The following is a 20,715-nucleotide window of genomic DNA, read 5'->3' on the forward strand; positions in this document are numbered from 1 at the left end:
TATCGGGCTTTTGTTGTGCATAGAAATAAGAATAAGCGGATAATAGTGTTAGGAGGGTCTAGGCGCATTTGAGGAGGGGTTATTCTGAGTGAAAATGGAAACAGTCATCAAGATTTTATAACAAAAGTTTGGGAGCCTCGCTTTTTAGCGACAGGGGTAGGAAGTCTGCCGCATTTACGTCCGGAAGATGCCTTGGAATTGATTTGGAGATCAGTTCCGGCTGCACCTCATTGGCCCCAACTTCCGAATTTAGGAATAGAAAGTTCTTTTGTGGCCCAATATCTGAGCCCCTTGATTGAAACCGGAGTGATCAAGGGGTTAGCAACCCCGCGCTTTCAGGTTGAGGCTCCGGATTGGACAGAACGCGTGACTCGTTTTTACGAGCTTTATTTACGTGCAGAGAGCGTAGAAAGTAAGGCGCTGGATTCTTTCGGATTTAGTCCTGAAGCGGGAATAGGATTTGAACGCTTTTGTAAGGACATAGAACAGCGAGATCCTGAAGGTGTTTTATTGATAAAAGGGCAGTTAAGCGGGCCTTTGACGATAGGGTTGCAAATAACGGATGCTGGACGGCGGGCAAGTTATTATGATGAAACGCAACGGGATCTTTTAGTTAAAGCCTTAGCCATGCATGGTGAGTGGCAAACAAAGTGTTTAAGACGTTTCGACTATCCTGTCCTTATTTCAATTGATGATCCCTCGCTCTATGCCTACGGAGCTTCAACACATGTGACTCTTAATCGGGAAATTCTTATTTCTCAGATTAACGAAATTGCTGATGGAATTCTCCGACAGGGTGGAATACCGGGAGTACATGTTTGTGCAGGAACAGATTGGACATTGCTCTTTGATTCAAAGGTTCAAGTGGTAAATTTTGATGCTTATGAATATATGACGAGTATGCTTGTTTTAGCTGGTCCTATCAATGAATTTCTGAAACGAGGCGGTATTCTCTCATGGGGAATAGTACCGACTTCAAATAAAGCTTTGGAAGAAACTGTGGAAAGTCTTCAGAAACGGCTTGAGGGTAACATCGCTGAGCTTGTCGCAAGAGGTGTAAATGAATCAAGATTACGGGCGCAAAGTATGCTGACACCAAGCTGTGGAGCGGGAACGCTAAGTATTGAATTGACCGAAAGGATTTATGCATTGCTTAATGGGTTAGGACAAAAGATGCGGGGATTCTAATTGATGTAATCTTGCTAAAAGGACAGGTTTTTCATATAATGAAGAAAACCGACCATTTTAGTGCGAATTTATTTTGCTCGTGAGTAAAGGGAGGAATAGATATGATAACGAAAGATATGACAGTTGGCCAAGTTTTGAGAACTTTCCCGCAAACGGTACAAGTTTTTTTGGAATTAGGAATGCATTGTTTAGGTTGTCCGTCTTCAACGATGGAGAGCGTCGAGGGGGCGGCATTAACACATGGCAAAAAACCGGATGATTTGGTAGATCAGTTAAACAAAGCAATTGCTGAGAATTAAGGTTTTTATTATATCGTACACAACAAAGTGATCCATGACTAAAACTGTGAAAACGGGTTTGAAAGATGGATCACTTTTTGATTTTTATCTTCCTTCTTGTTAAACATACGGTTGATAGAAAGAGGAAGTGCAGGGAATTGTTAAGTTGTGTTGAATTATGTCTAAATAAGTTACAGATTACGAGGAGGGTTATTCGTGAAATATCAAATTGGAATATTGGGCGGCGGCCCAGGAGGATATGTCTGCGCGTTGCGGGCAGCACAATTAGGACTATCTGTAGTTTTAATTGAAGGTGAACGTGTTGGCGGAACATGTCTCAACAAAGGATGCATTCCGACAAAAGCTCTTGTAAAAAGCGCCGAGCTATGGCGTGAAGTTCAACATGCTGAAGATTTTGGCATCCGGTTTGAGCATGCAGGTTTTGATTTTGCAAAAGTTATGGAGAGAAAGGAACGAGTTGTTGAAACCTTGGTGAGCGGAGTAGAACGCTTAATTAAGGCAGCTAAGATTAAATATGTAAATGGGTGGGGAGAGGTTCACGAAGCCGGAAAAATCGAAGTTGAAACTGAGGAAGGCCGGGAATTTTTTGAGGTCGAAAAACTCGTACTGGCAACGGGATCAATTCCCGCCCGCATTCCGATTAATGGAGTCGATTTACCCGGTGTTCTATCCAGTGATGATATTCTTGAGATCGATAAACTTCCCGAGCATTTAGTGATTATTGGCGGAGGGGTAATTGGGCTCGAATTTGCTTCAATTTATCAAGCATTTGGGGTAAAAGTTACAGTGGTTGAGATGCTCCCTTCACTGCTGGCTAATATCGATGAGGAAATTCCCAAAAGGATGACACCACTTCTTAAACGATCAGGAATAGAAATTATGACCAAAACTGCGGTGAAAGAGATACGCCAGGAAGGTGCACAGCTGATTGTTGTTGTAGAAGATGCAAAGGGTCAAAAGGAATTGTTAGCCGATAAGGTCCTCGTTTCAACAGGGAGAAAGCCGAATTTGCGAGGACTAGATATCGATCGCATAGGGCTAGAGACTGAACGAGGCGCGATTGTTGTCGACTCTCGAATGCAAACCTCGGTACCTGATGTCTATGCTATTGGAGATGTGACAGGAGGGATAATGCTGGCTCATGTTGCATCTATGCAAGGAATTGTTGCGGCTGAAAATTGTGCCGGCCAAGCAGCAGAAATGAATTATGAAGCTGTCCCAAGTGCTATTTTTACTTATCCGGAAATTGCAACCGTTGGTCAAACCGAACAAGCGTTAAAGGCTGAAGGAAGGAAGTATAGATCAAGCAAGTTCCCCTTCAGCGCAAATGGCAAAGCTATTGCCTTAGGGGAAACAATAGGTCTGGTTAAAATCTTGGCCGATGAACAGGGGAAAGTAATAGGTGCGAGTATTATGGGCATTCAAGCAAGCAGTTTAATTCAAGAACTCGTATTAGCTGTTAAGAAAGGGCTCAAGGCGGAGGATTTAGTCCAAACCATACATGCACATCCGACTTTGCCTGAAGCGGTCATGGAAGCGGCGCACGGGGTTCTGGGAAAGCCATTGCATCTTGCTTAAGGCTGCGTTCATAAAGAGATCCCTATCTGGATAATCTAGGTAGGGATTTGTTGAGGTATTGATTAAGTCTTGTAAAAAAATAAATATGATAATAAGCCGAACGATGAAAAAAATATATAGATAAATATTCGGAAAAGGTATAAAATATTCAAGTCAGGTCTCAACAAAATGGAAAAGTTTGAGATGAAAAATAATAAGGAGGAGTTTTGATGCTTGAAAGATTGTTTCATCTTTCAGAACGCCGTACAAATGTCCGCACTGAGATACTAGCTGGACTGACGACGTTTATGACGATGGCCTATATTTTGGCTGTCAATCCCAGTATTCTATCTCAAACAGGAATGGATCCCAATGCAGTATTTTTTGCAACAGCAGTCGCTGCAGGCCTTGTAACGATGGCTATGGGTTTATTTGTCAATTTCCCGATTGCATTGGCACCAGGCATGGGATTGAATGCTTACTTCGCAGTTGTTGCCTCAGCACATGGCGGACAGTTTTCTTGGCAGGTTGCACTTGCAGCGGTCTTTATTTCCGGTATTATTTTTGTTATCTTAACCGTCACAAAGATTCGGCAGATATTGGTTACAGCTGTTCCTGCGGGTATTAAATCCGGAATTACCGTAGGCATTGGTCTTTTTATTACGATTATTGGACTGAAATTATCGCATATCTTAGTTGCCGAGGTGCATACCAGCTCAGATGTAATCAAAACGATGACTGCACAAAATGGTTTTGTCAATAGCTTGCACTTTTGGGACTGGGATTTAAAATTTGGAAATATTTTAGCACCCGATACACTAACCGCATTAATAGGCTTAGCGATTATTGCCTTTTTAATGGCCAAAAGAGTAAAAGGCGCGTTGTTATTTGGAATTATCATTACAACTTTAATCGGAATTCCGCTCAAAGCCACAAATATCGCGGATTTCCATTGGGCTCTGCCTAATTTCAGCAATCTTGCCGTGGGTGCCCTGGATTTAAAAGGAGCATTTACGACCGGGATTGGAACCTTAATTTTGACCTTTACCTTTGTTGAATTATTTGATACCTTTGGAACCTTGGTCGGGACAGGAAAGAAAGCCGGACTCATCGATGAAGAAGGCAACTCACCGGCTATTGGCAAAGCAATGTTAGTCGATGCTTTGGGAGTCAGCTTCGGAGCCCTTATGGGAACTTCTACGGTGACCTCCTTTGTCGAAAGCGCTGCCGGAATCGGCGAAGGCGGCCGTACCGGTTTAACTTCTGTCACAACAGGTGCTCTTTTCCTTCTTTCCTTGATCTTAGCGCCGATTTTTATCATTGTTCCTGATGCGGCTACCGCTCCGGCCTTAATTACAGTCGGTTTGCTCATGATGAGCGGGATTAAGGATATCAACTTTGATGATTTTACGGAAGCTATTCCGGCTTTCTTGACAATCATAATGATGCCTTTTACTTACAGCATTGCTAACGGTGTTTCTGCGGGTATTGTTTTCTACACTTTCTTAAAGTTAACGACAGGTAAGGTGAAGGAAATCCACTGGATGATGTGGATATTAACCATCCTTGTTATCTATCGTTACGTTGCGCTAGCAGGTTAAACGGACTAACAAAAATTATTAATAAAGAGATACTTTTGTGACGGAACACAGTGAAGATTAAATCCATCTTCACTGTGTTTTTTATTATTTTCTTTTTCTTTTACTTTATAGATTTCGAAGAAGATTTAAAGCCCATTTGTTCAGGGTATCACTTATCCTAGAACTTATGGGAAAACATGACTTTCCTGGAGGAAACTTAGAATAAATGTAGAATAATATCATCTAAGTATATCAATCAGATTATTCACAGGAGGTGTGATTTGGAATCGTAGATATTACTCAAGATTAGCTTCGGTTTGTATAATGGTTCACCTAAAGAGGAAGACTGAAAAATTAGGAATCTTTTGGAGATATCCCGGAAGATTGGGTTTGCCCTACTTGTGGAGTCGCAAAAGATCAGTTTGAACCTGTTGATTAAAGTTCCGTAGGGTAGTCAGCTCCAAAAAGCGAAATATTACTATGAAAGTTGAGGTAGAATTAAAATGACGAAATTAAGAGAAGTGTACAAATGCAGTATTTGCGGCAATGTAGTTGAGGTCATTCATCCAGGTGCCCCGGCCCTTGTATGTTGTCATCAGCCAATGGAGAAACTGGAAGCTAATGCGGTTGATGCCGCGAAGGAAAAACACGTGCCTGTTATTGAGGTTTCTGGTGCAGGAATTTCGGTTAAAGTGGGCAGTGTAGAACATCCAATGGAGGAAAAGCACTTTATTCAATTTATTGAAGTGTTGACTAAAGACCAAGTTTTGCGTGCAGAGCTTGAACCGGGGCAAAAACCGATTGCTGAATTTTCCGTTAAACAAGAAGAAGTTATAGAAGTAAGAGAGTACTGTAATCTGCACGGCCTGTGGAAGACAAATCAATGATCATAGAGAATTTCCAATAAAGATTTAAAGATACGAAGACGAAAAAGAACAAAAATGTACCTCTAAATACCAGCAGAAGAAGCTAAGGATGAAGGGTTCGAGGATATTGCGCTTTTAAAAAGGCACACTGACAATTTGTCAGTGTGCCTTTTTGTCACCTCTTTTAAAATGCCTTTTTGTCACATCAGCAATAAAAAAGATTAAGGTTATTTTTGGTGGTTCCTTGATTTATGCAGATAAACGGTCTATTAAAGTTGAAAATCAAAAATTGGTATGCATCTTGCAATGAAAAGTGTTGCGATTGTTCTATATAAAATCATCTATTTGAATCCCTGAAATGTCAGGTCTAAGAGAAAGGAGATTAAGAAATGAATAGGCGCGAATTCCTGAAATCTGTAGCTGCCGTAGGTACTATTACTGCTGCTGGCTTAGGAATGGAAAATATGCTTCCTGCGGTTCTTGCGGAGGAGGTAATTAACAACCCTACGCCTTATGATCATGATGCCTTGCCTGCAGAAATGAAAATTGACCCGAAGACCGGAAAACTTACCTTAAATCCAGATATTACACTGAAAAACAGTGTTTGTTTAGGCTGTTGGAGCAACTGCGGCAACCGGGTTAAAGTCAATAAGAAAACAGGCAAGATCCTAAGGGTATTAGGCAATCCCTATCACCCAAGCAATGCCGAGCCTCATCTGCCTTATGCAACGCCATTGATGGATTCCTACCTGAGTTTAGGACAGTATAAAGAGCTTGGACATACCCAAAGGGCAACGGTATGTCAACGGGGCAATGCTGCATATCAAATGGTTTATGATCCGAACCGGATTCTTACTCCCTTGAAACGGACAGGTAAACGGGGCGAAGGAAAATGGAAACCGATTACGTGGGAACAGGCGATCCAGGAAACCGTTGAAGGCGGGGAACTCTTTAAAGAAATTGGGGAAACCGGGACTATTGAAGGACTTCGACAAGTACATGATCAAACCGCCCCGCTTAATCCTCAGCAGCCAGGATGGGGACCGAAGGCAAATCAACTTGTGTTTATCGGCGGACGTGATGATGGACGGATGGAATTCCCCAAACGTTACATTACTCAATCTTTTGGATCACCCAATTTTTTCGCGCACGGGGGAATTTGCGGTGCCAGCCGTCGGATTGCCTTCTTGGCGTTCCTCGATACGTGGGATAAAAAGCCCCATATGAAGGCGGATTATATGGGTTCAGAATTTGTCATGTTCTTTGGCAATGCACCGGGTCAAGCGGGCGCTCCCTTTCAGCCCATGGCGCGGAAATCCGCTCTTGCTCAGGCTGAAAATGGAATGAAAGCGGTGATCGTTGATCCTGTACTGCAAAATGGCATGTATACTTCCCCTAATGCTGAAGAGTCCTCTTGGGTACCGGTGCGGCCCGGTGCTGATGGAGCCTTGGCTATGGCAATGATTCGCTGGGCTTTCGAAAAAAAGAAAATAAATGAGGCATATCTGTCAGCTCCGAGTAAAGACGCTGCAACCAAAAAGAAAAATCCGTCATGGACAAATGCCACGTATCTCGTGATCCAAGAGCCGAATCGTCCGGATTATGGCAAGTTTTTAAGAACAGAGCAGATTGGATTAAAGGCGAAACAAATTCTGCAACCCGAAACAAATGCACAGGCCAATGCTCAACCTATTGATATTAACTACGTAGTCATCGATAAAGCAACGGGTAATCCTGCGAATTATACGGAAAGCGATGAAGGAGTTCTGCTTTACAACGGAAAGCTGACAATTGAGGGACAGGAGGTTCTTGTCAAGAGCTCTCTGCAAATTTTATTGGAGGAAGCAAATCACTTTACCTTTGATCAATATGCTGAAGCATCAGGTGTCGCTAAAGAGCGGATCTTTAAGCTTGCCCAAGAATTTTTCAGCCACGGGACGAAAGCAGCAACCGATCATCACGGCGGAGTAACCATGCACGCCAATGGTTTTTATAATTCAATGGCTGTGATCATGCTCAATGCCTTGGTTGGAAATATCAACCGCAAAGGAGGCTCGACCAAGAGCGGCGGAGGATATCTCGCCGTTGATCAAGGAAAACGTTACGATCTCCTTACTGTCCCAGGCATGGTAAAAGCCAAGGGCTTCAAAATCAGCCGTGAGGGTGGAAAGTACGAGGACACCCCAGAATTCAAAGCGCGTCAAGCGAAGGGTGAAAATCCCTATCCGGCTACTCTGCCGTGGACTCCTCTTTCCGATTCTTTGGAGGGACATGTCATACCTTCCATGATGGCAGGCTATCCGTATTCGGCTAAAATTCTTATGCTGTGGATGACCAACCCGCTCTATGCAACTCCGGGCCTTTTCCGCAAAGAAGTTGAGGAGTATATTACGAACCCGAAGAATGTTCCCCTGATTATCGGGATCGATGTTATGATGGGAGATTCCAGTCAATATTCCGACTATATCATTCCGGATACGACGTTTTACGAAAGCTGGGGGATACCCACCGTTTGGAATTTGATCCTTACTAAGGTAAATGGGGCCCGCCGCCCGGTGATTGATCCTCTTGTACCGAAGACAAAGGATGGACAGCCCTATTCGTTGGAGGCTTATTTGATTGAAGTCGGAAAACGCCTTAATTTGCCTGGGGTAGGAGATAAAGCAATTCCTAATGCCCAGGGTGAAGCAACTCCGATGAACTCCGCTGCCGATTTCTTTTTAAAGGCCATGGCCAACGTTGCCTTTGATGAAACTCCTATTCCGGATATTGATGAGGCGGAGCTGAAATTATCGGGTCTCGAAGAGGATTTAAAAGCATATCAATCTTCACTGACGCCTGAAGAATGGAAAAAAGTCTACTACCTGCTTGCACGCGGTGGACGGTTTGAGGATTACGACAAAAACTATGATGGTGAAATTCTTCATAATAAATTTGCCAAAGTCATTAATATTTACAATGAAAAATTAGGGACAACACGCAATAGTATGACAGGTGAACGACTCCCCGGTACGGCAACTTGGCAGCCCCCCGCGTTTGCTGATGGACGAACAATAGATCAGGTTTATCCGGATAAAGATTGGCCGTTTCAAGTCATTTCCTATAAGCCGCGATATCGCACAGGCGGATATTTATCGAATATCCCCGTTCTCAAGGATATGCAAGATACGAACTTCCTTGAGCTTAATCTAGCAGATGCTGAGAATTTGGGCATTAAAGACGGCGATAAGGTTAAGCTGGTTACCCCTTCGGGTGAAGCAGAAGGAAGAGTTAAAATTCGCCGGGGGGTTCGGCAAGGAACAATTGCGGTGGAATATGGCTATGGACATTGGGGTGCGGGAGCAAAATCTTATACAGTAGATGGAAAAACAGTTCCGGCTGATCCCAAAGGAGGGAAAGGAGTTCTTCTCAATCTTTTAGCTCTACGCGACATCAGCCTTAAAAATGAACACCCTCTGGTTGATCTTGTAGGAGGATCTTCTGACCGCAACACGATTAAAGCGCGTTTAGTGAAGCTTTAGAAAGGAGGCTGAGTGATGTTAGGCGTGGATGAAAATGCGATTGAGCGTGCCCGAGGTTATGAGTTCTTGGCAAAAATATTTCTTCAAGAACCTTCATTGGAGGAGCTAAAGGTATTGCAGCTTTGGGTAGAAGCAGAAATAAAAGTGGAGGCCCTCGGGTTACAAAAGATTCTTCAAGAATTTCCAACCAATGATCCGGAGCTATTGAAATTAAAGCAGGAATACTATGATCTTTTCTTTGTGCCTGTTTCCGGACGGTATATCCCTCCTTATGAATCAGCTATTCGGGGAGCGGTTCGCTTAAAGAAGGGAAAAATGAAATATGGATCGCATTGGGGAATTCCTGCCCAGCAGCTTAGCGATCTATACGAAAATACTGGATTTAATCCTAAGGCTTTAGATATTTTTGAGCCTCTCAAGGAAACTCAGCTACCGGATCACCTTGGACTGGAACTTTCGTTTATGGCCTATTTATGCCGGCTGGAAGACAAATTTATAAATAAAGGCGAAGAGATTCGGGGGCTGCGCAATCTGCAAAAGAGCATACTCAAGGATCATTTGCTGGAATGGCTGCCTCAGTTTACAACCGAGCTATTAAACGTGGAGGTTTCGGGGTATTATTCTTACTTTGCACTCCTGGCCTTAGAGCTATGCCGGGAGGAGTTCAAGAGCTTATCGACAACGATTGAAAGGAGTGGCATATGTGACTGAGACTAAGAAACGTTATGCGATGGTCATTGATTTGCGCAAATGCGTAGGCTGCAATGCGTGTACCGTTTCCTGCAAAATCGAAAATCAAGTTCCGGACGGTGTTTTTCGGACTTGGGTTAAGGAGATGGAGAAGGGAGTATATCCGGAAGTGACGCGTTTCCGTTTGCCTCGTTTATGCAACCACTGCGACAATGCGCCTTGTTTAGCAGCGTGTCCTGTGCAGGCAACATACCGGACGGAGGACGGTACGATCTTAATTGATTATGACCATTGTATCGGCTGTAAGTACTGCATGACAGCCTGTCCTTACGATGCCCGGTTTGTTAATCCAATCCGCAAAACTGCCGAAAAATGTACGTTCTGCTATCACCGGGTACAGGAGGGCTTGCTTCCGGCGTGTGTTACGACTTGTGTAGGCGGTGCACGAGTATTTGGCGACCTAAATGATCCCCAAAGTCTAGTGGCTAAGCTTGTAGCGAACAACCCTGTTCAAGTCTTAAAACCTGAGATGAATACGGAGCCGATGGTTTATTACATTGGAGCTGACCGGGATATCATGGGTGCGCGTTATACAAACCTGGAGAAAGGAGGAAACTAGGATGGATAATGTTACGTATATCGCAAACATTGAGCATCCCGTTCAATTGGGTGTGATGATTGCCATTTATTTTTTCTATACAGGGCTAAGTGCCGGTGCGTTTGTACTCTCCAGTTTAGGGACCGTATTTGGGATAAAAAAATATAAGTCGATTGCTAAGGCCGGCGTTGTCATGGCAGTTGCTTTGCTGGCGATTGCTCCGCTTCATTTAATCGGTGACCTGGAGCAGCCTCAACGCTTCTATACCCTGTTTTTCCGCCTTAACCCGCGTTCCGCAATTTCTTACGGTACGTTTCTCCTGACCTTATATCCTTTAAATAGCGTGATTTACCTTTGGTTCATGATGCGCCGCGACTTTGCGCAGGGAGCTCAATCCTTAACAGGATTTAGACAAAAGTTATATCAATTCCTAACCTTTGGCCGCATGGATCTGTCAGGGCAAGCTATTAGCAAAGATGATAAGTGGATTAAAAGACTGGGAACACTTGGAGTGCCCCTGGCATTGCTCGTTCACGGATATACAGGATTTATTCTGGCAAATATTCAAGCCCGGGCGCTCTGGCATACCGGCCTTATGCCGCTCATTTTCTTGATGTCGGCGATGGTATCAGGAACAGGACTTTTGATTTTAGTCCTGATCATTACCCAACGCTTCCTTTCTCCCGAGAAAGTTTTAACTGCTGAACGTCAATCCTTGATCTTTGATATCGCCCAGTTGATGAAGTGGTTTATTGTTGTCGATGGTACACTCATGTTTATTGATTTTATTGTCCTCTACTATACGAATGCGGCAGGTCATGCAGCAGCTGAACTCTTTTTATACGGCAGCCATAAAACCATGTTTTTGGGGGTAGAGATTGGTTTAGGTTTACTGGTTCCGTTTATCCTTACGTTGCTCTCAAGGACAAAAGAATCCCTGCCATGGATTTCTTTAGGTTCTTTACTTACCCTGATTGGGGTTATTGCAATGCGGATCAACTTTGTTATCGGAGGGCAGCAACTTCCGCTGAGTACGGATCGGTTAAACCCCTATTCTGCCGATCCCAAACATTTGCTAATGATCGGACTTTTTGCTTTAACAGAAGTGATTATCCTTTACCTTGCTTTTCGCTTTCTTCCGGTTTACGGTCTCCCTAAGAATCCCCCAACATCCCAAAAACAATTCATGTCTGCTCAAAATGCTGTTGTGAAGTAAACGAGCGGGATTATAAGCAAGTCGATGACTGCGGTTTTTAGTGCCGCAGTCTTTTTATAAGTGCAACTAAGGCTTCCACCTGGGCAAAGCTAACAAGTGCGAAGACAGTGTCTTCGGGTGAAAGCCAAGTTTTCTTTATACTGTCAGAAAGCATAAGTGTAATCAGCGGCTTTGCCATAAGCTTTTAGCACGAGCAGTTGATATTAATGATATGATTTAAAATATGGATGGTTGGAGTTAAGGAAGGTGAACCCATGAAAAGAACAAGGCTGATCGCCTCCGCAGTGATTAGCGCAGGAATTATTCTTGTCATTTTAATGACGGTTTTAATTCGCTTTCCTGCCGAGAAATCTCCAGTATGGAAAGTCGGAGTTTTGGTTGCCAACGATCAGCGACTCACCAAAGTCGAGGGGTTGAAATCTGAACTCCAGCAATTAGGTTATTCCGAAGGAGCGGAACTAAAGTATCATATTGAAAATGCACAGAATGATCTCCAGAGGATGGATTCGCTGGGAGATTTACTCTTAAAGGAAAAACCGGACGTACTTGTCGCTGCAGGGGCAGTCGAAGCACAAACCCTGCAGGAAGTAACAGCAAATAATAAGGTTCAAGTTCCTATTGTTTTCATGGGTACACTTTCACCTGTAGATATTGGATTGGTTCAAAACCTGTCCCAGCCTGGAGGAAATCTAACAGGGTTGAATAATTATCATTTTGAATTAACACCGAAGCGTTTGGAACTTTTGCATCGGCTTTTGCCTAAAGTCAAAAAGGTGGCTGTGCTCGGGGATACTCGAGTCCCTGTTTTTACAAAAACCCAGGAAGAACTGAACAAGGTCGCCCAGGTTCTAGGATTATCGGTTCAGATGTATACCGTGATGAATTCCGGGGAGATTCAGCAAGCTTTTGAAAGTGTACAAACGGATCAAATGGAAGCCATTATTTTGCTCCCGGGGTTTTTCTTGGAATCAAGTACCCCTGAGATCATCAATCGTGCGAAATTAAGCAAGCTCCCTGTTTTTGGAGTGTATCCGCAAGATACGGAAGAAGGTTGTCTTGCATCCTATGGAACTTCAAATCGGGAGCAGGGGGTTCAGTCTGCGCATATGGTCAGTAAAATACTGAGGGGATACAAACCGAATGATATTCCTGTCGAGACCCCTGATCATATTGTTTTTTCAGTCAATCTTAAAGCGGCTCAAGAGCTTGGAATTCACCCTTCGCCCAGCATCTTAAGCCTGGCGGATCAGGTGATACAGCCATGATCAACGAAAAATTTCATTGGTGGATGAGGATTAAGATTCGCGTTCTAATCTTTGGTGTATTGATGTCTATTTTGCCTCTCGCTATTTTTGGATTAGCGAGCTTTCAGGCCGCCCGGGCGTATTTACAAAGCAGTATTCAAGAGCAAAACTATGAACGTGCGCATATTTTATCCGCTCAAATCGAGGACAATATTACAAACATGGCAGTCAATCTTACGCACGTGGCTTCAACAAATGCGTATACTCTTGTAGGAAATGATGTGGGCGCCCGTGATGCAGCTCTTGGGACACTGCTTCATGAAGTTCCTGCCTTTGAGGAATTGGAAGTTGCGGATGCACACTATCATGTCATAACACAGCTTTCACGAAGGGAAGTTATCTTGCCTAATGAAGCAAATGCTATGCTTGAGAATTTACAGATGACTTCTGAAAGCACATTTTCTTTAAGCCGCGTTTTTTTCTCCTCGGATAACCGTCCTCAGATCTACTTAACGGTAAAAATTCAAGATCCTCAGACTCGGAAAATTTCAGGATATTTGCAGGCTAAAACTGACCTCAAAAGTCTGGTTACTAAGTTTACAAACTTGCAGATTGGACGGGCAGGGTATATTTATTTAACCGATGAAAAAGGAAATCTGATTGGACATACAGACTTTAGCCGGGTTCTTGTTCAGGAAAATGTGAAGAAGAATTTGGCAGTCAAGAATTTTTTAAGTGGATCTTCTCCTTCTCACGAAGGGAATGAATATGTAAACCCTGAAGGAGTTCAAGTGATTGGAACGTTTGCCCCGGTTGGAATTACAGGTTGGGGAGTATTTATTGAGCAGCCTGTGAGCGAGGCTTATAACCCGATTCAACAGTTTGCCATGCGTGTGTTGATTATCCTGGCATTGGGGATTTTTATGGTAACGTTAATCAGTATCTTCTTTGGGTTAAAGCTGACCCGCCCCATTGAACATTTGGAAGAAGGAGTAAGACGTATTGCCTCGACTGATGACCTTCGAGCAGAGATACCGCAAGAAAGTCAGGATGAAATAGGGCAGCTTGTCATTGCGTTTAATCGAATGTTGAATGAGCTGTTTCAAAAAAATCAAAATTTAAAAGCCGAACAGGAATTGCTCAAAACGGTTGTCAACGGAATCGGGGCAGGAATGGCTTTACTTAATGAAGAAAAGCAAATTCTTTGGTGGAATCCTCTTTTTGCCCATTGGTTCGGAACGGATGATCTGTGGCACGTACCCTGCGACAGTGTTCTGTGGGGGGAAGGAATAAACTGCCTTCTGCTCGAAAATGGCCAGGTCGTTCCTCTCGAGGTTATGGGAGAAAGGCGTTATATTCGCCCCATGTATTATTCATTAACTTCTGGAAATTCGGAAGGGGCATCACATCTGCTCCTGCTTATCGATGTAACACAGCAGGTGAAGATGGAGGCCCGCGTGATTGAAACGGAGAAAATGGCCGCTGTCGGCCTGCTGGCTTCTGGGGTAGCGCATGAAATCAATAATCCTTTAGCTATTGTTGCGGCAAACAGCGAGGATTTGCTGGATTGTATGCAAAAGAAGAATCAAGCCCCGAATGAGCAGGAAATTCAGCAAGTCCTGAAAATTATTTCAGAGCAAATCGAGCGTTGTAAGCATATTACAGGGAGGCTGCTGAATTTCGCGCGCCGCGGTGAAGCGGGGCGGGATATCTTGGATGCGGGAATAGCAATACAGCAAATTGTGGCTTTGTTGGCTCAGCGTACTAAGCAAAAGAAACTGACCATTGAAACAGAAATAATGCCCGGGTTATGGGTTTTAGGCAATGAAAATGAATGGCAGCAGGTCCTGCTGAATATTTTAACGAATGCTATTGATGCTTCCCCGGAAGGAAAAACAGTAGAAATTCGGGCGTATCACAAGGAATGTGAAATTAAAGTAGAAGTTCAAGATTACGGCGAGGGGATATCCAGTCAAAATTTACAACGGGTCTTTGATCCCTTTTTTACGACAAAACCTGCCGGCCATGGAACGGGCCTAGGGCTTTTTATAAGTTATGGCATGATTCAGAGAATGCAGGGACAGTTAAACATTGAAAGCAAAGTATCGGAAGGAACCTTAGTTGTTATTTCATTGCCGTATCAGGAGGTGGGATGATTATGAAGTATCATTATAAAGTCCTTATTATTGATGATGAAGAAGGTCTTCGTGCGATTATCGATAAACGCCTGAGCCGTAATGGCTACGAGGTTCATCAGGCAGGAACGGCCCAGACCGGTATATCCCTGCTTCAAGATCATCTTTTTGATGTTGTTTTGCTGGATTTACGCTTGCCGGATGGCGATGGGCTCTCGCTTCTTCCTCAGATAAAACAGCGTCAGCCGGACTTGCAGGTTATTATGCTTACCGGACACGGGACCTTAGAGTCGGCAATAGAGGCCATGAAATCAGGGGCTTTCGATTATCTTACCAAGCCGTGCAATTTATCAGAGCTGGAAATTACCCTCCAAAAGGCATTGGAGCAACGCAAACTGCTGATTGAAAATACGGGGTTGCGGCAAGTCGTCAACCGGCAGAATTTTGAGCCGAAAATTATAGGTGAGAGCGAAGGTTTAAAATCGATAAAAGAGCTCACTCGAAAAATGGCCCAGGTCGATACGCCTATCTTGATTCAAGGAGAGAGCGGAACGGGTAAAGAACTCTTTGCCCGTGCTTTGCATGTTTGGGGAGCGCGTAAAGATCAAGCCTATATTCCCGTAAACTCAGGGGCTATTCCTGAGGCAATTATGGAAAGCGAGCTTTTCGGATACGAAAAGGGAGCTTTTACGGGAGCAAATACGGCTAAAATGGGGCTGGTTGAGATGGCGGATCGGGGAACACTTTTCTTGGATGAGATAGGGGAAATGCCGCTTCAACTCCAGGTTAAGCTCTTGCGCTTTTTGGAAACCGGAGAATTTCGCAGAGTGGGGGATACCCGTTTGCGTCGTGTCGACGTTCGAATTATTGCTGCGACCAATCGCGAATTGCAGCATGAGGTAGAAAAGGGGCGTTTTCGGCAAGATCTTTTTTATCGATTAAATGGATTGACGCTTAATCTGCCTCCTTTGAGAGAGCGTCGAGAGGATATTATTCCTTTAGCTGAATATTTTTTAACAACAAAGACGAAAATTGATTCCACAGTCTGTTATTTATCGGATAAAGCGAAACAAGATTTGTTTCAGTACGAATTTCCGGGCAACGTTAGAGAAATGGCACACTTAATTGAGCGCGCTGTTATCTTGGCAGAGGGCCCTGAGATTTATCCGTCTGACCTTTGGCCGGGGCAAGGGCATAAGGAAAAGAGTAATTCTGATTTTGCGAAGGAGACTGTTCTTATAGAGGATACAGAGCAAACGAGTGGAAAGCGGAATGAGGACATGGAAAACGGAAGACTTGCTCAAGAGTTTTTAACTCTGTTAAGCAAAGATGAACGTCCAGCTTTAGATTCTGTGGAACGGGCCTATATCCTCGGGATTTTGAAGGAAACAGGGGGGAATCGAAACCAGGCGGCTAAGATTCTGGGGATAAGTGTTAGGAATCTCTATCGAAAAATTGAAGAGTACAGGAAGCATCAATAAATTGCATTTGATCATTGACATTTAGGCATCCAATTCGGATGCCTTTTTATGTAGATACAATTGTTTGCTTTTAAGTTAAATTAACCTAGGACTTTTTTCCTAATCTTCATGTTTTCAGAAAAAAAGTGTTAGAGGAAGCAGGAGAATTCCTTTAAATAGAGAATAAGTGGGGTAAAGTGGGGGAAAGTGGAGCGACTTATTACCGGAGTGGGGTGACAGTGATGTTCATGGGGGAGTACCTCCATACGATCGATGGAAAGGGCCGTCTTATCGTGCCAGCTAAATTCCGCGAAGCCTTAGGCGAGAAGTTTATCGCGACCAAAGGCTTAGATCACTGTCTGTTCATTTACCCTGCTGAAGAGTGGCAAGCGCTTGAACAAAAGCTCCGCGCTTTGCCTTTTACCCAGCCAGATGTCAGAGCTTTCGTCCGTTTCTTTTTTTCCGGGGCATCAGAATGTGAAGTAGATAAGCAGGGGAGAATCCTTCTTCCTGCAAATTTGCGGGAATATGCCCAGTTGGAAAAAGATGTGGTTCTCGTAGGAGTCTCGTCCCGGGTAGAGATTTGGAGTCAGGCACTTTGGACAGACTATAGCCAGCAGGCTGAAGACGCCTATACTGCTGCGGCAGAATCTTTGGTAAACCTCGGAATATAAAAAAGGGGACGAAAACCTTGGAATTTCATCATATCACTGTTTTGCTCAACGAAACAATAAATGGAGTGTTGAATAACCCATCGGGAATTTATGTTGATTGTACTTTGGGTGGTGCAGGTCATGCCCGCCTTTTATTGTCAAAAATGTCCGCTGAGGGAAAATTAGTTGGATTTGATCAGGACCCGAAAGCGATTGCTAATGCGCAGGAAGCTTTTTACAATGATCCGCGGCTGATCTTGGTCAATCAAAATTTTGAACGTCTCCAAGAGCACTTGGAATCGCTTCAGCTTTTACCCGTAAATGGCATCTATTTTGATTTGGGGGTTTCTTCTCCGCAGCTTGATGAAGCGGGGCGAGGGTTTAGTTATATGCAGGATGCGGAGTTGGATATGAGGATGAATCCTGAGAATACCTTAACGGCAAAACAGCTGGTTAATGAATGGAGTGCCGAACAACTCGCAGAGATCCTTTGGAAATACGGCGAAGAAAAATGGTCGAAGCGGATTGCCGAGTTTATCGTCAATGCTCGGGGACAAAAAGAAATCGCAACAACGGGTGAGCTTGTCGAGGTTATTAAAAGGGCAATACCTGCTGCCGCGCGTCGGGAGGGCCCGCATCCGGCCAAACGAACATTTCAGGCATTGAGGATAGCTGTAAACGATGAGCTTGGGGTATTAGAGAGAGCCTTGGATCAGGTTATTGCGTGTTTGGCTCCGGGTGGCCGGGTTGGTGTCATTACGTTTCATTCTCTGGAAGATCGGATTGTGAAAGATAAAATGAATGCCTGGCGCGGTCGGTGTACTTGTCCGCCCCAGTTTCCGATCTGTCAATGCGGGGCTAAACCTTTAGCTAAAGTCATTACACGCAAGCCTATTTTACCCACGAGCGAAGAAATCGAGGAGAATCCTCGTTCACGAAGTGCAAAACTCAGAATTGCTGAGAAACTTTAACGGTCTAAAGTGGAAGGAGGAAGAATACCTTTGGTAGTAGCGCAGGAGAAATTAGAATGGCAACAGCCCTTAGAAAAATTACCCCGGCGAAAAAATAAAACGATTTCCAGGCGAAAGGTGAAATCTCATTGGAAAAGCGTTCTGGTTTTAGCCTTATTGGTTTCGACAGCAGGAGCCATTGCTGTGGAAACGATCAACCTGACGGTTGTTAAAGGCGCTCAAATCCGGGCGATGGAGAAGGAGCTTACTACTTTAAAGTCAAATAATAACCTCCTTCAGGTCCAGGTAGATAAGCTGCGTTCGGTGGGCCGAATCGAGAGTGAAGCCATCGCTATGGGAATGGAAAAACCTGCGGGTACTGTATATGTAGCTGGAGCTTTACCTGTTGCTAAGAGCCAAACGGGTACCGTGCCGACTCAAACTGCCACGCAGCCAGCAACAGCAACGGAACAACCTTCGGTTTTAAAGCAATTGTCTGAAAAATTCACAAGCTTTTTTGCTTCAACTCAACGCTGAGCAAAAATAAAGGCGGTTTGGTATACGGTGACGCCCCGGAAAAATAGGGGGGTGAGGACGCTGAGTCCTTATGTTGTCATGCGTAAACGAATCGCTTTTCTTTTTCTGTGTGTAACTGCTTTTCTGATTGTACTTATCATCCGGTTAGGCTATGTCCAGCTGGCTCAGGGGATGCAGCTTTCTAAAAAAGCCGATGAAAGCCATTTCCGTGGAGTTCCGGTAGCACCCAAGCGGGGGAATATTGAAGACCGGAATGGAAATCTTCTGGCGATGAGTATCAGTACGGAAACGGTTTATGCTCTGCCGGCTGAAGTCAAAGCATCGGGAAGAGCTGCAGAGACTGCCCAAAAGCTTTCTGAGATTTTGCAAATGCCTGTGGCAGATGTTCAGGAGCGGATTACTAAGCGTTCGGCTTTGGAATATGTCAAGAAGAAGGTTACTCCCGAAGTATCGGCCCAAGTGCGGAACTTAGCGCTGCCCGGGATTGGCGTAACTGAAGATAGTCAGCGCTACTATCCCAATGGCGCCTTAGCTTCTCATATTATCGGGTTTGCGGGGATTGACAATCAGGGGCTTGAGGGAATAGAGTTGACAAGAGATGCCCAGATGAAAGGAATTCCGGGGGCTGTTTTGTCTGAATTTGCCGCAAATGGGATTCCCTTGCCCCAAGCTCAACAGATGTACTTAGCTCCGAAACAGGGAAATACGATACGTTTAACGATCGATAAAAATATTCAGGCTTTTGCCGAACGTGAAATTCAAAAGATTATGTCTGGCCAAGGAACGAACATGAACGGTCAGGTTCCGAAAAGTGCTTCCCTTCTCGTTATGGACCCTAGTACGGGTGAAATGCTGGCTTTAGCATCGGCACCAACGTTTGATCCCAATAAATATCAGGAGTATGACAGCAGCGCTCGCCGCAATATTGCGATTCAGAATGGGTATGAGCCAGGTTCAACCTTTAAAATAATTACCCTGGCGGCGGCTTTGGAAGAGAAAAAAATAAAGCCGACGGAACATTATTTTGACCGGGGTTTTTATACTGTCCTCGGTAAGAATGTGCGCTGCTGGAAGGCCGGCGGTCACGGCGATCAGACTTTTCGGCAAGTGGCAGAGAATTCATGCAATCCCGGTTTTATTGAAATGGGACAGCGCTTAGGAATAGATAAGTTCTATAAGTACTTAACCGCTTTTGGTTTCGGACAAAAAACGGGGATCGAGATGTCCGGGGAAGCAACTGGAATTTTGGCCAACAAGAAGAAAGCGACAGCCTTGGACTTAGCAACCATGTCCATCGGCCAGACGAATAACGTTACGGCAATTCAGCTTCTTACTGCTATTTCCGCCGTAGCGAATGGCGGAACCTTAATGAAGCCTCAGCTTGTCAAAGAAATAGTGGGACCAAGCGGAAAAGTCGTCGAACCCTTTCAGAAACAGGAGGTCCGCCGGGTCATCAGCGAGGACACCTCTAAGCTTGAACGTGAAATTCTTGAGTCTGTGGTAACAAACGGAACAGGACGCCGGGCGTTTTTACCCGGTTACCGCGTTGCCGGAAAGACTGGAACTGCTCAAAAAGTGGCGAATGGTTCGTATATTCAAGGGGAGTATGTGGCTTCCTTTGTGAGCTTTGCTCCAGCGAATGATCCTAAATTGGCAATTCTTGCGGTCATTGACGGAGTGCCTTTTTTTGGCGGTGCAGTTGCTTCACCTCCGGTACAGTCCGTTATGCTTGATTCTTTAAAATACCTCGGTATAAAGCCTGATTTAAACGCTCCTTTAACACCAAGCAAGCCGATGCCGGATCAAATTTTTGCACCTGTTAAGAAGGCGGCTACAGTTCCTTCCGTTTTAGGTCTTCCTCTGGGAGAGGCTCAAAAAGTACTGACCCAAGCCGGATTTAAGGTTATGACTGAAGGAGAAGGTCAAACTATATTAGATCAAATTCCCCATGCGGATGTACAGGTGGAAGCAGGCTCAACCGTATTGCTTTATCTTGGAAATGAAGCAGGCACTCAAACGATGGGACAATGGTGGGAAGATGAGGATGAGGATGTGGAAGCGATCGAGATGATGGAAGGGAGAACGCCGTTGACGGCACCATAATACAAGTGATACTTTCAATAAAGTCTCTCACTCAGGCGTCTCCATGGCTACTCGCTCTTTTCCAACTTCCATGTCACACACGACACTAGAAACGTCCTGTTTCGTCGCATGTTCATCT

The 20,715-nt window shown here is 44.4% G+C and carries 17 protein-coding genes and 1 pseudogene; 17 read left to right on the forward strand and 1 reads right to left on the reverse strand.

The annotated features are described in order from the left end of the window. The first annotated feature begins 84 nt into the window (after window positions 1–84). The 10 genes and pseudogenes from ACHOLT_RS07780 to nrfD all read left to right on the forward strand — a co-directional run bounded on the left by ACHOLT_RS07780 (window position 85) and on the right by nrfD (window position 11,515). The gene (locus tag ACHOLT_RS07780; protein ID WP_425807934.1) at window positions 85–1,188 is read left to right on the forward strand and encodes a methionine synthase; all 1,104 of its coding nucleotides are present in this window, start codon (window positions 85–87) and stop codon (window positions 1,186–1,188) included. 101 nt (window positions 1,189–1,289) lie between these two features. Continuing rightward, window positions 1,290–1,487 (forward strand): DUF1858 domain-containing protein, encoded by a 198-nt coding sequence (locus tag ACHOLT_RS07785; protein WP_425807023.1) that lies wholly within the window; start codon window positions 1,290–1,292, stop codon window positions 1,485–1,487. A 195-nt stretch (window positions 1,488–1,682) separates the two neighbouring features. Continuing rightward, complete coding sequence (gene lpdA, locus ACHOLT_RS07790) at window positions 1,683–3,065, forward strand: dihydrolipoyl dehydrogenase (RefSeq protein WP_425807025.1); 1,383 nt, start codon at window positions 1,683–1,685, stop codon at window positions 3,063–3,065. A gap of 209 nt (window positions 3,066–3,274) precedes the next feature. After that, a complete protein-coding gene (locus ACHOLT_RS07795) occupies window positions 3,275–4,645 on the forward strand; it encodes an NCS2 family permease (RefSeq protein ID WP_425807026.1) in 1,371 nt (456 codons plus the stop codon). A 343-nt stretch (window positions 4,646–4,988) separates the two neighbouring features. Continuing rightward, window positions 4,989–5,063, forward strand: a pseudogene (locus ACHOLT_RS07800) (rubredoxin); the annotation flags it as partial. Window positions 5,064–5,127: 64 nt separating this feature from the next. Further along, a complete protein-coding gene (locus ACHOLT_RS07805; RefSeq protein ID WP_425807028.1) occupies window positions 5,128–5,511 on the forward strand; it encodes a desulfoferrodoxin in 384 nt (127 codons plus the stop codon). A gap of 368 nt (window positions 5,512–5,879) precedes the next feature. Then, a complete protein-coding gene (locus tag ACHOLT_RS07810) occupies window positions 5,880–9,011 on the forward strand; it encodes a molybdopterin dinucleotide binding domain-containing protein (RefSeq protein WP_425807029.1) in 3,132 nt (1,043 codons plus the stop codon). Between the two features lie 15 nt (window positions 9,012–9,026). After that, complete coding sequence (locus ACHOLT_RS07815; RefSeq protein WP_425807030.1) at window positions 9,027–9,722, forward strand: TorD/DmsD family molecular chaperone; 696 nt, start codon at window positions 9,027–9,029, stop codon at window positions 9,720–9,722. Continuing rightward, complete coding sequence (dsrO, locus tag ACHOLT_RS07820) at window positions 9,715–10,320, forward strand: sulfate reduction electron transfer complex DsrMKJOP subunit DsrO (RefSeq protein ID WP_425807032.1); 606 nt, start codon at window positions 9,715–9,717, stop codon at window positions 10,318–10,320. The genes ACHOLT_RS07815 and dsrO overlap by 8 nt, the downstream gene beginning before the upstream one ends. Before the next feature lies 1 nt (window position 10,321). Continuing rightward, window positions 10,322–11,515, forward strand: coding sequence for an NrfD/PsrC family molybdoenzyme membrane anchor subunit (gene nrfD / locus ACHOLT_RS07825; RefSeq protein WP_425807035.1), 1,194 nt, complete (start codon window positions 10,322–10,324; stop codon window positions 11,513–11,515). A 37-nt stretch (window positions 11,516–11,552) separates the two neighbouring features. Here the strand turns inward: nrfD and ACHOLT_RS07830 are convergent, their stop codons facing one another. Beyond that, a complete protein-coding gene (locus tag ACHOLT_RS07830; RefSeq protein ID WP_425807037.1) occupies window positions 11,553–11,693 on the reverse strand; it encodes a hypothetical protein in 141 nt (46 codons plus the stop codon). Window positions 11,694–11,769: 76 nt separating this feature from the next. Between ACHOLT_RS07830 and ACHOLT_RS07835 the strand changes: the two genes are divergently transcribed. The 7 genes from ACHOLT_RS07835 (at window position 11,770) to ACHOLT_RS07865 (ending at window position 20,597) form a co-directional block, all read left to right on the forward strand. Continuing rightward, window positions 11,770–12,780 carry an ABC transporter substrate-binding protein gene (locus ACHOLT_RS07835; protein ID WP_425807039.1) on the forward strand — a complete coding sequence of 337 codons (1,011 nt, stop codon included), beginning with the start codon at window positions 11,770–11,772 and terminating at the stop codon, window positions 12,778–12,780. Then, a complete protein-coding gene (locus tag ACHOLT_RS07840; RefSeq protein WP_425807041.1) occupies window positions 12,777–14,915 on the forward strand; it encodes an ATP-binding protein in 2,139 nt (712 codons plus the stop codon). The genes ACHOLT_RS07835 and ACHOLT_RS07840 overlap by 4 nt, the downstream gene beginning before the upstream one ends. 2 nt (window positions 14,916–14,917) lie before the next feature. Then, window positions 14,918–16,375 (forward strand): sigma-54-dependent transcriptional regulator, encoded by a 1,458-nt coding sequence (locus ACHOLT_RS07845; RefSeq protein WP_425807042.1) that lies wholly within the window; start codon window positions 14,918–14,920, stop codon window positions 16,373–16,375. A gap of 221 nt (window positions 16,376–16,596) precedes the next feature. Continuing rightward, window positions 16,597–17,028: a division/cell wall cluster transcriptional repressor MraZ gene (gene mraZ / locus ACHOLT_RS07850; RefSeq protein WP_425807936.1), complete on the forward strand. Its 432-nt coding sequence runs from the start codon at window positions 16,597–16,599 to the stop codon at window positions 17,026–17,028. A 17-nt stretch (window positions 17,029–17,045) separates the two neighbouring features. After that, window positions 17,046–17,978, forward strand: a complete 933-nt coding sequence (gene rsmH / locus ACHOLT_RS07855) for a 16S rRNA (cytosine(1402)-N(4))-methyltransferase RsmH (RefSeq protein WP_425807044.1) — start codon at window positions 17,046–17,048, stop codon at window positions 17,976–17,978. A gap of 30 nt (window positions 17,979–18,008) precedes the next feature. Then, window positions 18,009–18,494 (forward strand): septum formation initiator, encoded by a 486-nt coding sequence (locus ACHOLT_RS07860; protein WP_425807046.1) that lies wholly within the window; start codon window positions 18,009–18,011, stop codon window positions 18,492–18,494. A 60-nt stretch (window positions 18,495–18,554) separates the two neighbouring features. Beyond that, window positions 18,555–20,597 (forward strand): stage V sporulation protein D, encoded by a 2,043-nt coding sequence (locus ACHOLT_RS07865; RefSeq protein ID WP_425807938.1) that lies wholly within the window; start codon window positions 18,555–18,557, stop codon window positions 20,595–20,597. The last annotated feature ends 118 nt before the right edge of the window (window positions 20,598–20,715 follow it).

The organism is Desulfitobacterium nosdiversum, assembly GCF_049860565.1.
GTDB classification, from domain to species: domain Bacteria; phylum Bacillota; class Desulfitobacteriia; order Desulfitobacteriales; family Desulfitobacteriaceae; genus Desulfitobacterium_A; species Desulfitobacterium_A nosdiversum.

What these genes read in the sequence shown, in the direction of transcription:
- ACHOLT_RS07785 (WP_425807023.1), top strand. Translation starts at nt 1,290, where the DNA reads ATGATAACGAAAGATATGACAGTTGGCCAAGTTTTGAGAACTTTCCCG.
- ACHOLT_RS07795 (WP_425807026.1), top strand. Translation starts at nt 3,275, where the DNA reads ATGCTTGAAAGATTGTTTCATCTTTCAGAACGCCGTACAAATGTCCGC.
- ACHOLT_RS07805 (WP_425807028.1), top strand. Translation starts at nt 5,128, where the DNA reads ATGACGAAATTAAGAGAAGTGTACAAATGCAGTATTTGCGGCAATGTA.
- ACHOLT_RS07810 (WP_425807029.1), top strand. Translation starts at nt 5,880, where the DNA reads ATGAATAGGCGCGAATTCCTGAAATCTGTAGCTGCCGTAGGTACTATT.
- ACHOLT_RS07815 (WP_425807030.1), top strand. Translation starts at nt 9,027, where the DNA reads ATGTTAGGCGTGGATGAAAATGCGATTGAGCGTGCCCGAGGTTATGAG.
- nrfD (WP_425807035.1), top strand. Translation starts at nt 10,322, where the DNA reads ATGGATAATGTTACGTATATCGCAAACATTGAGCATCCCGTTCAATTG.
- ACHOLT_RS07830 (WP_425807037.1), bottom strand. Translation starts at nt 11,693, where the DNA reads ATGGCAAAGCCGCTGATTACACTTATGCTTTCTGACAGTATAAAGAAA.
- ACHOLT_RS07835 (WP_425807039.1), top strand. Translation starts at nt 11,770, where the DNA reads ATGAAAAGAACAAGGCTGATCGCCTCCGCAGTGATTAGCGCAGGAATT.
- ACHOLT_RS07840 (WP_425807041.1), top strand. Translation starts at nt 12,777, where the DNA reads ATGATCAACGAAAAATTTCATTGGTGGATGAGGATTAAGATTCGCGTT.
- ACHOLT_RS07845 (WP_425807042.1), top strand. Translation starts at nt 14,918, where the DNA reads ATGAAGTATCATTATAAAGTCCTTATTATTGATGATGAAGAAGGTCTT.
- mraZ (WP_425807936.1), top strand. Translation starts at nt 16,597, where the DNA reads ATGTTCATGGGGGAGTACCTCCATACGATCGATGGAAAGGGCCGTCTT.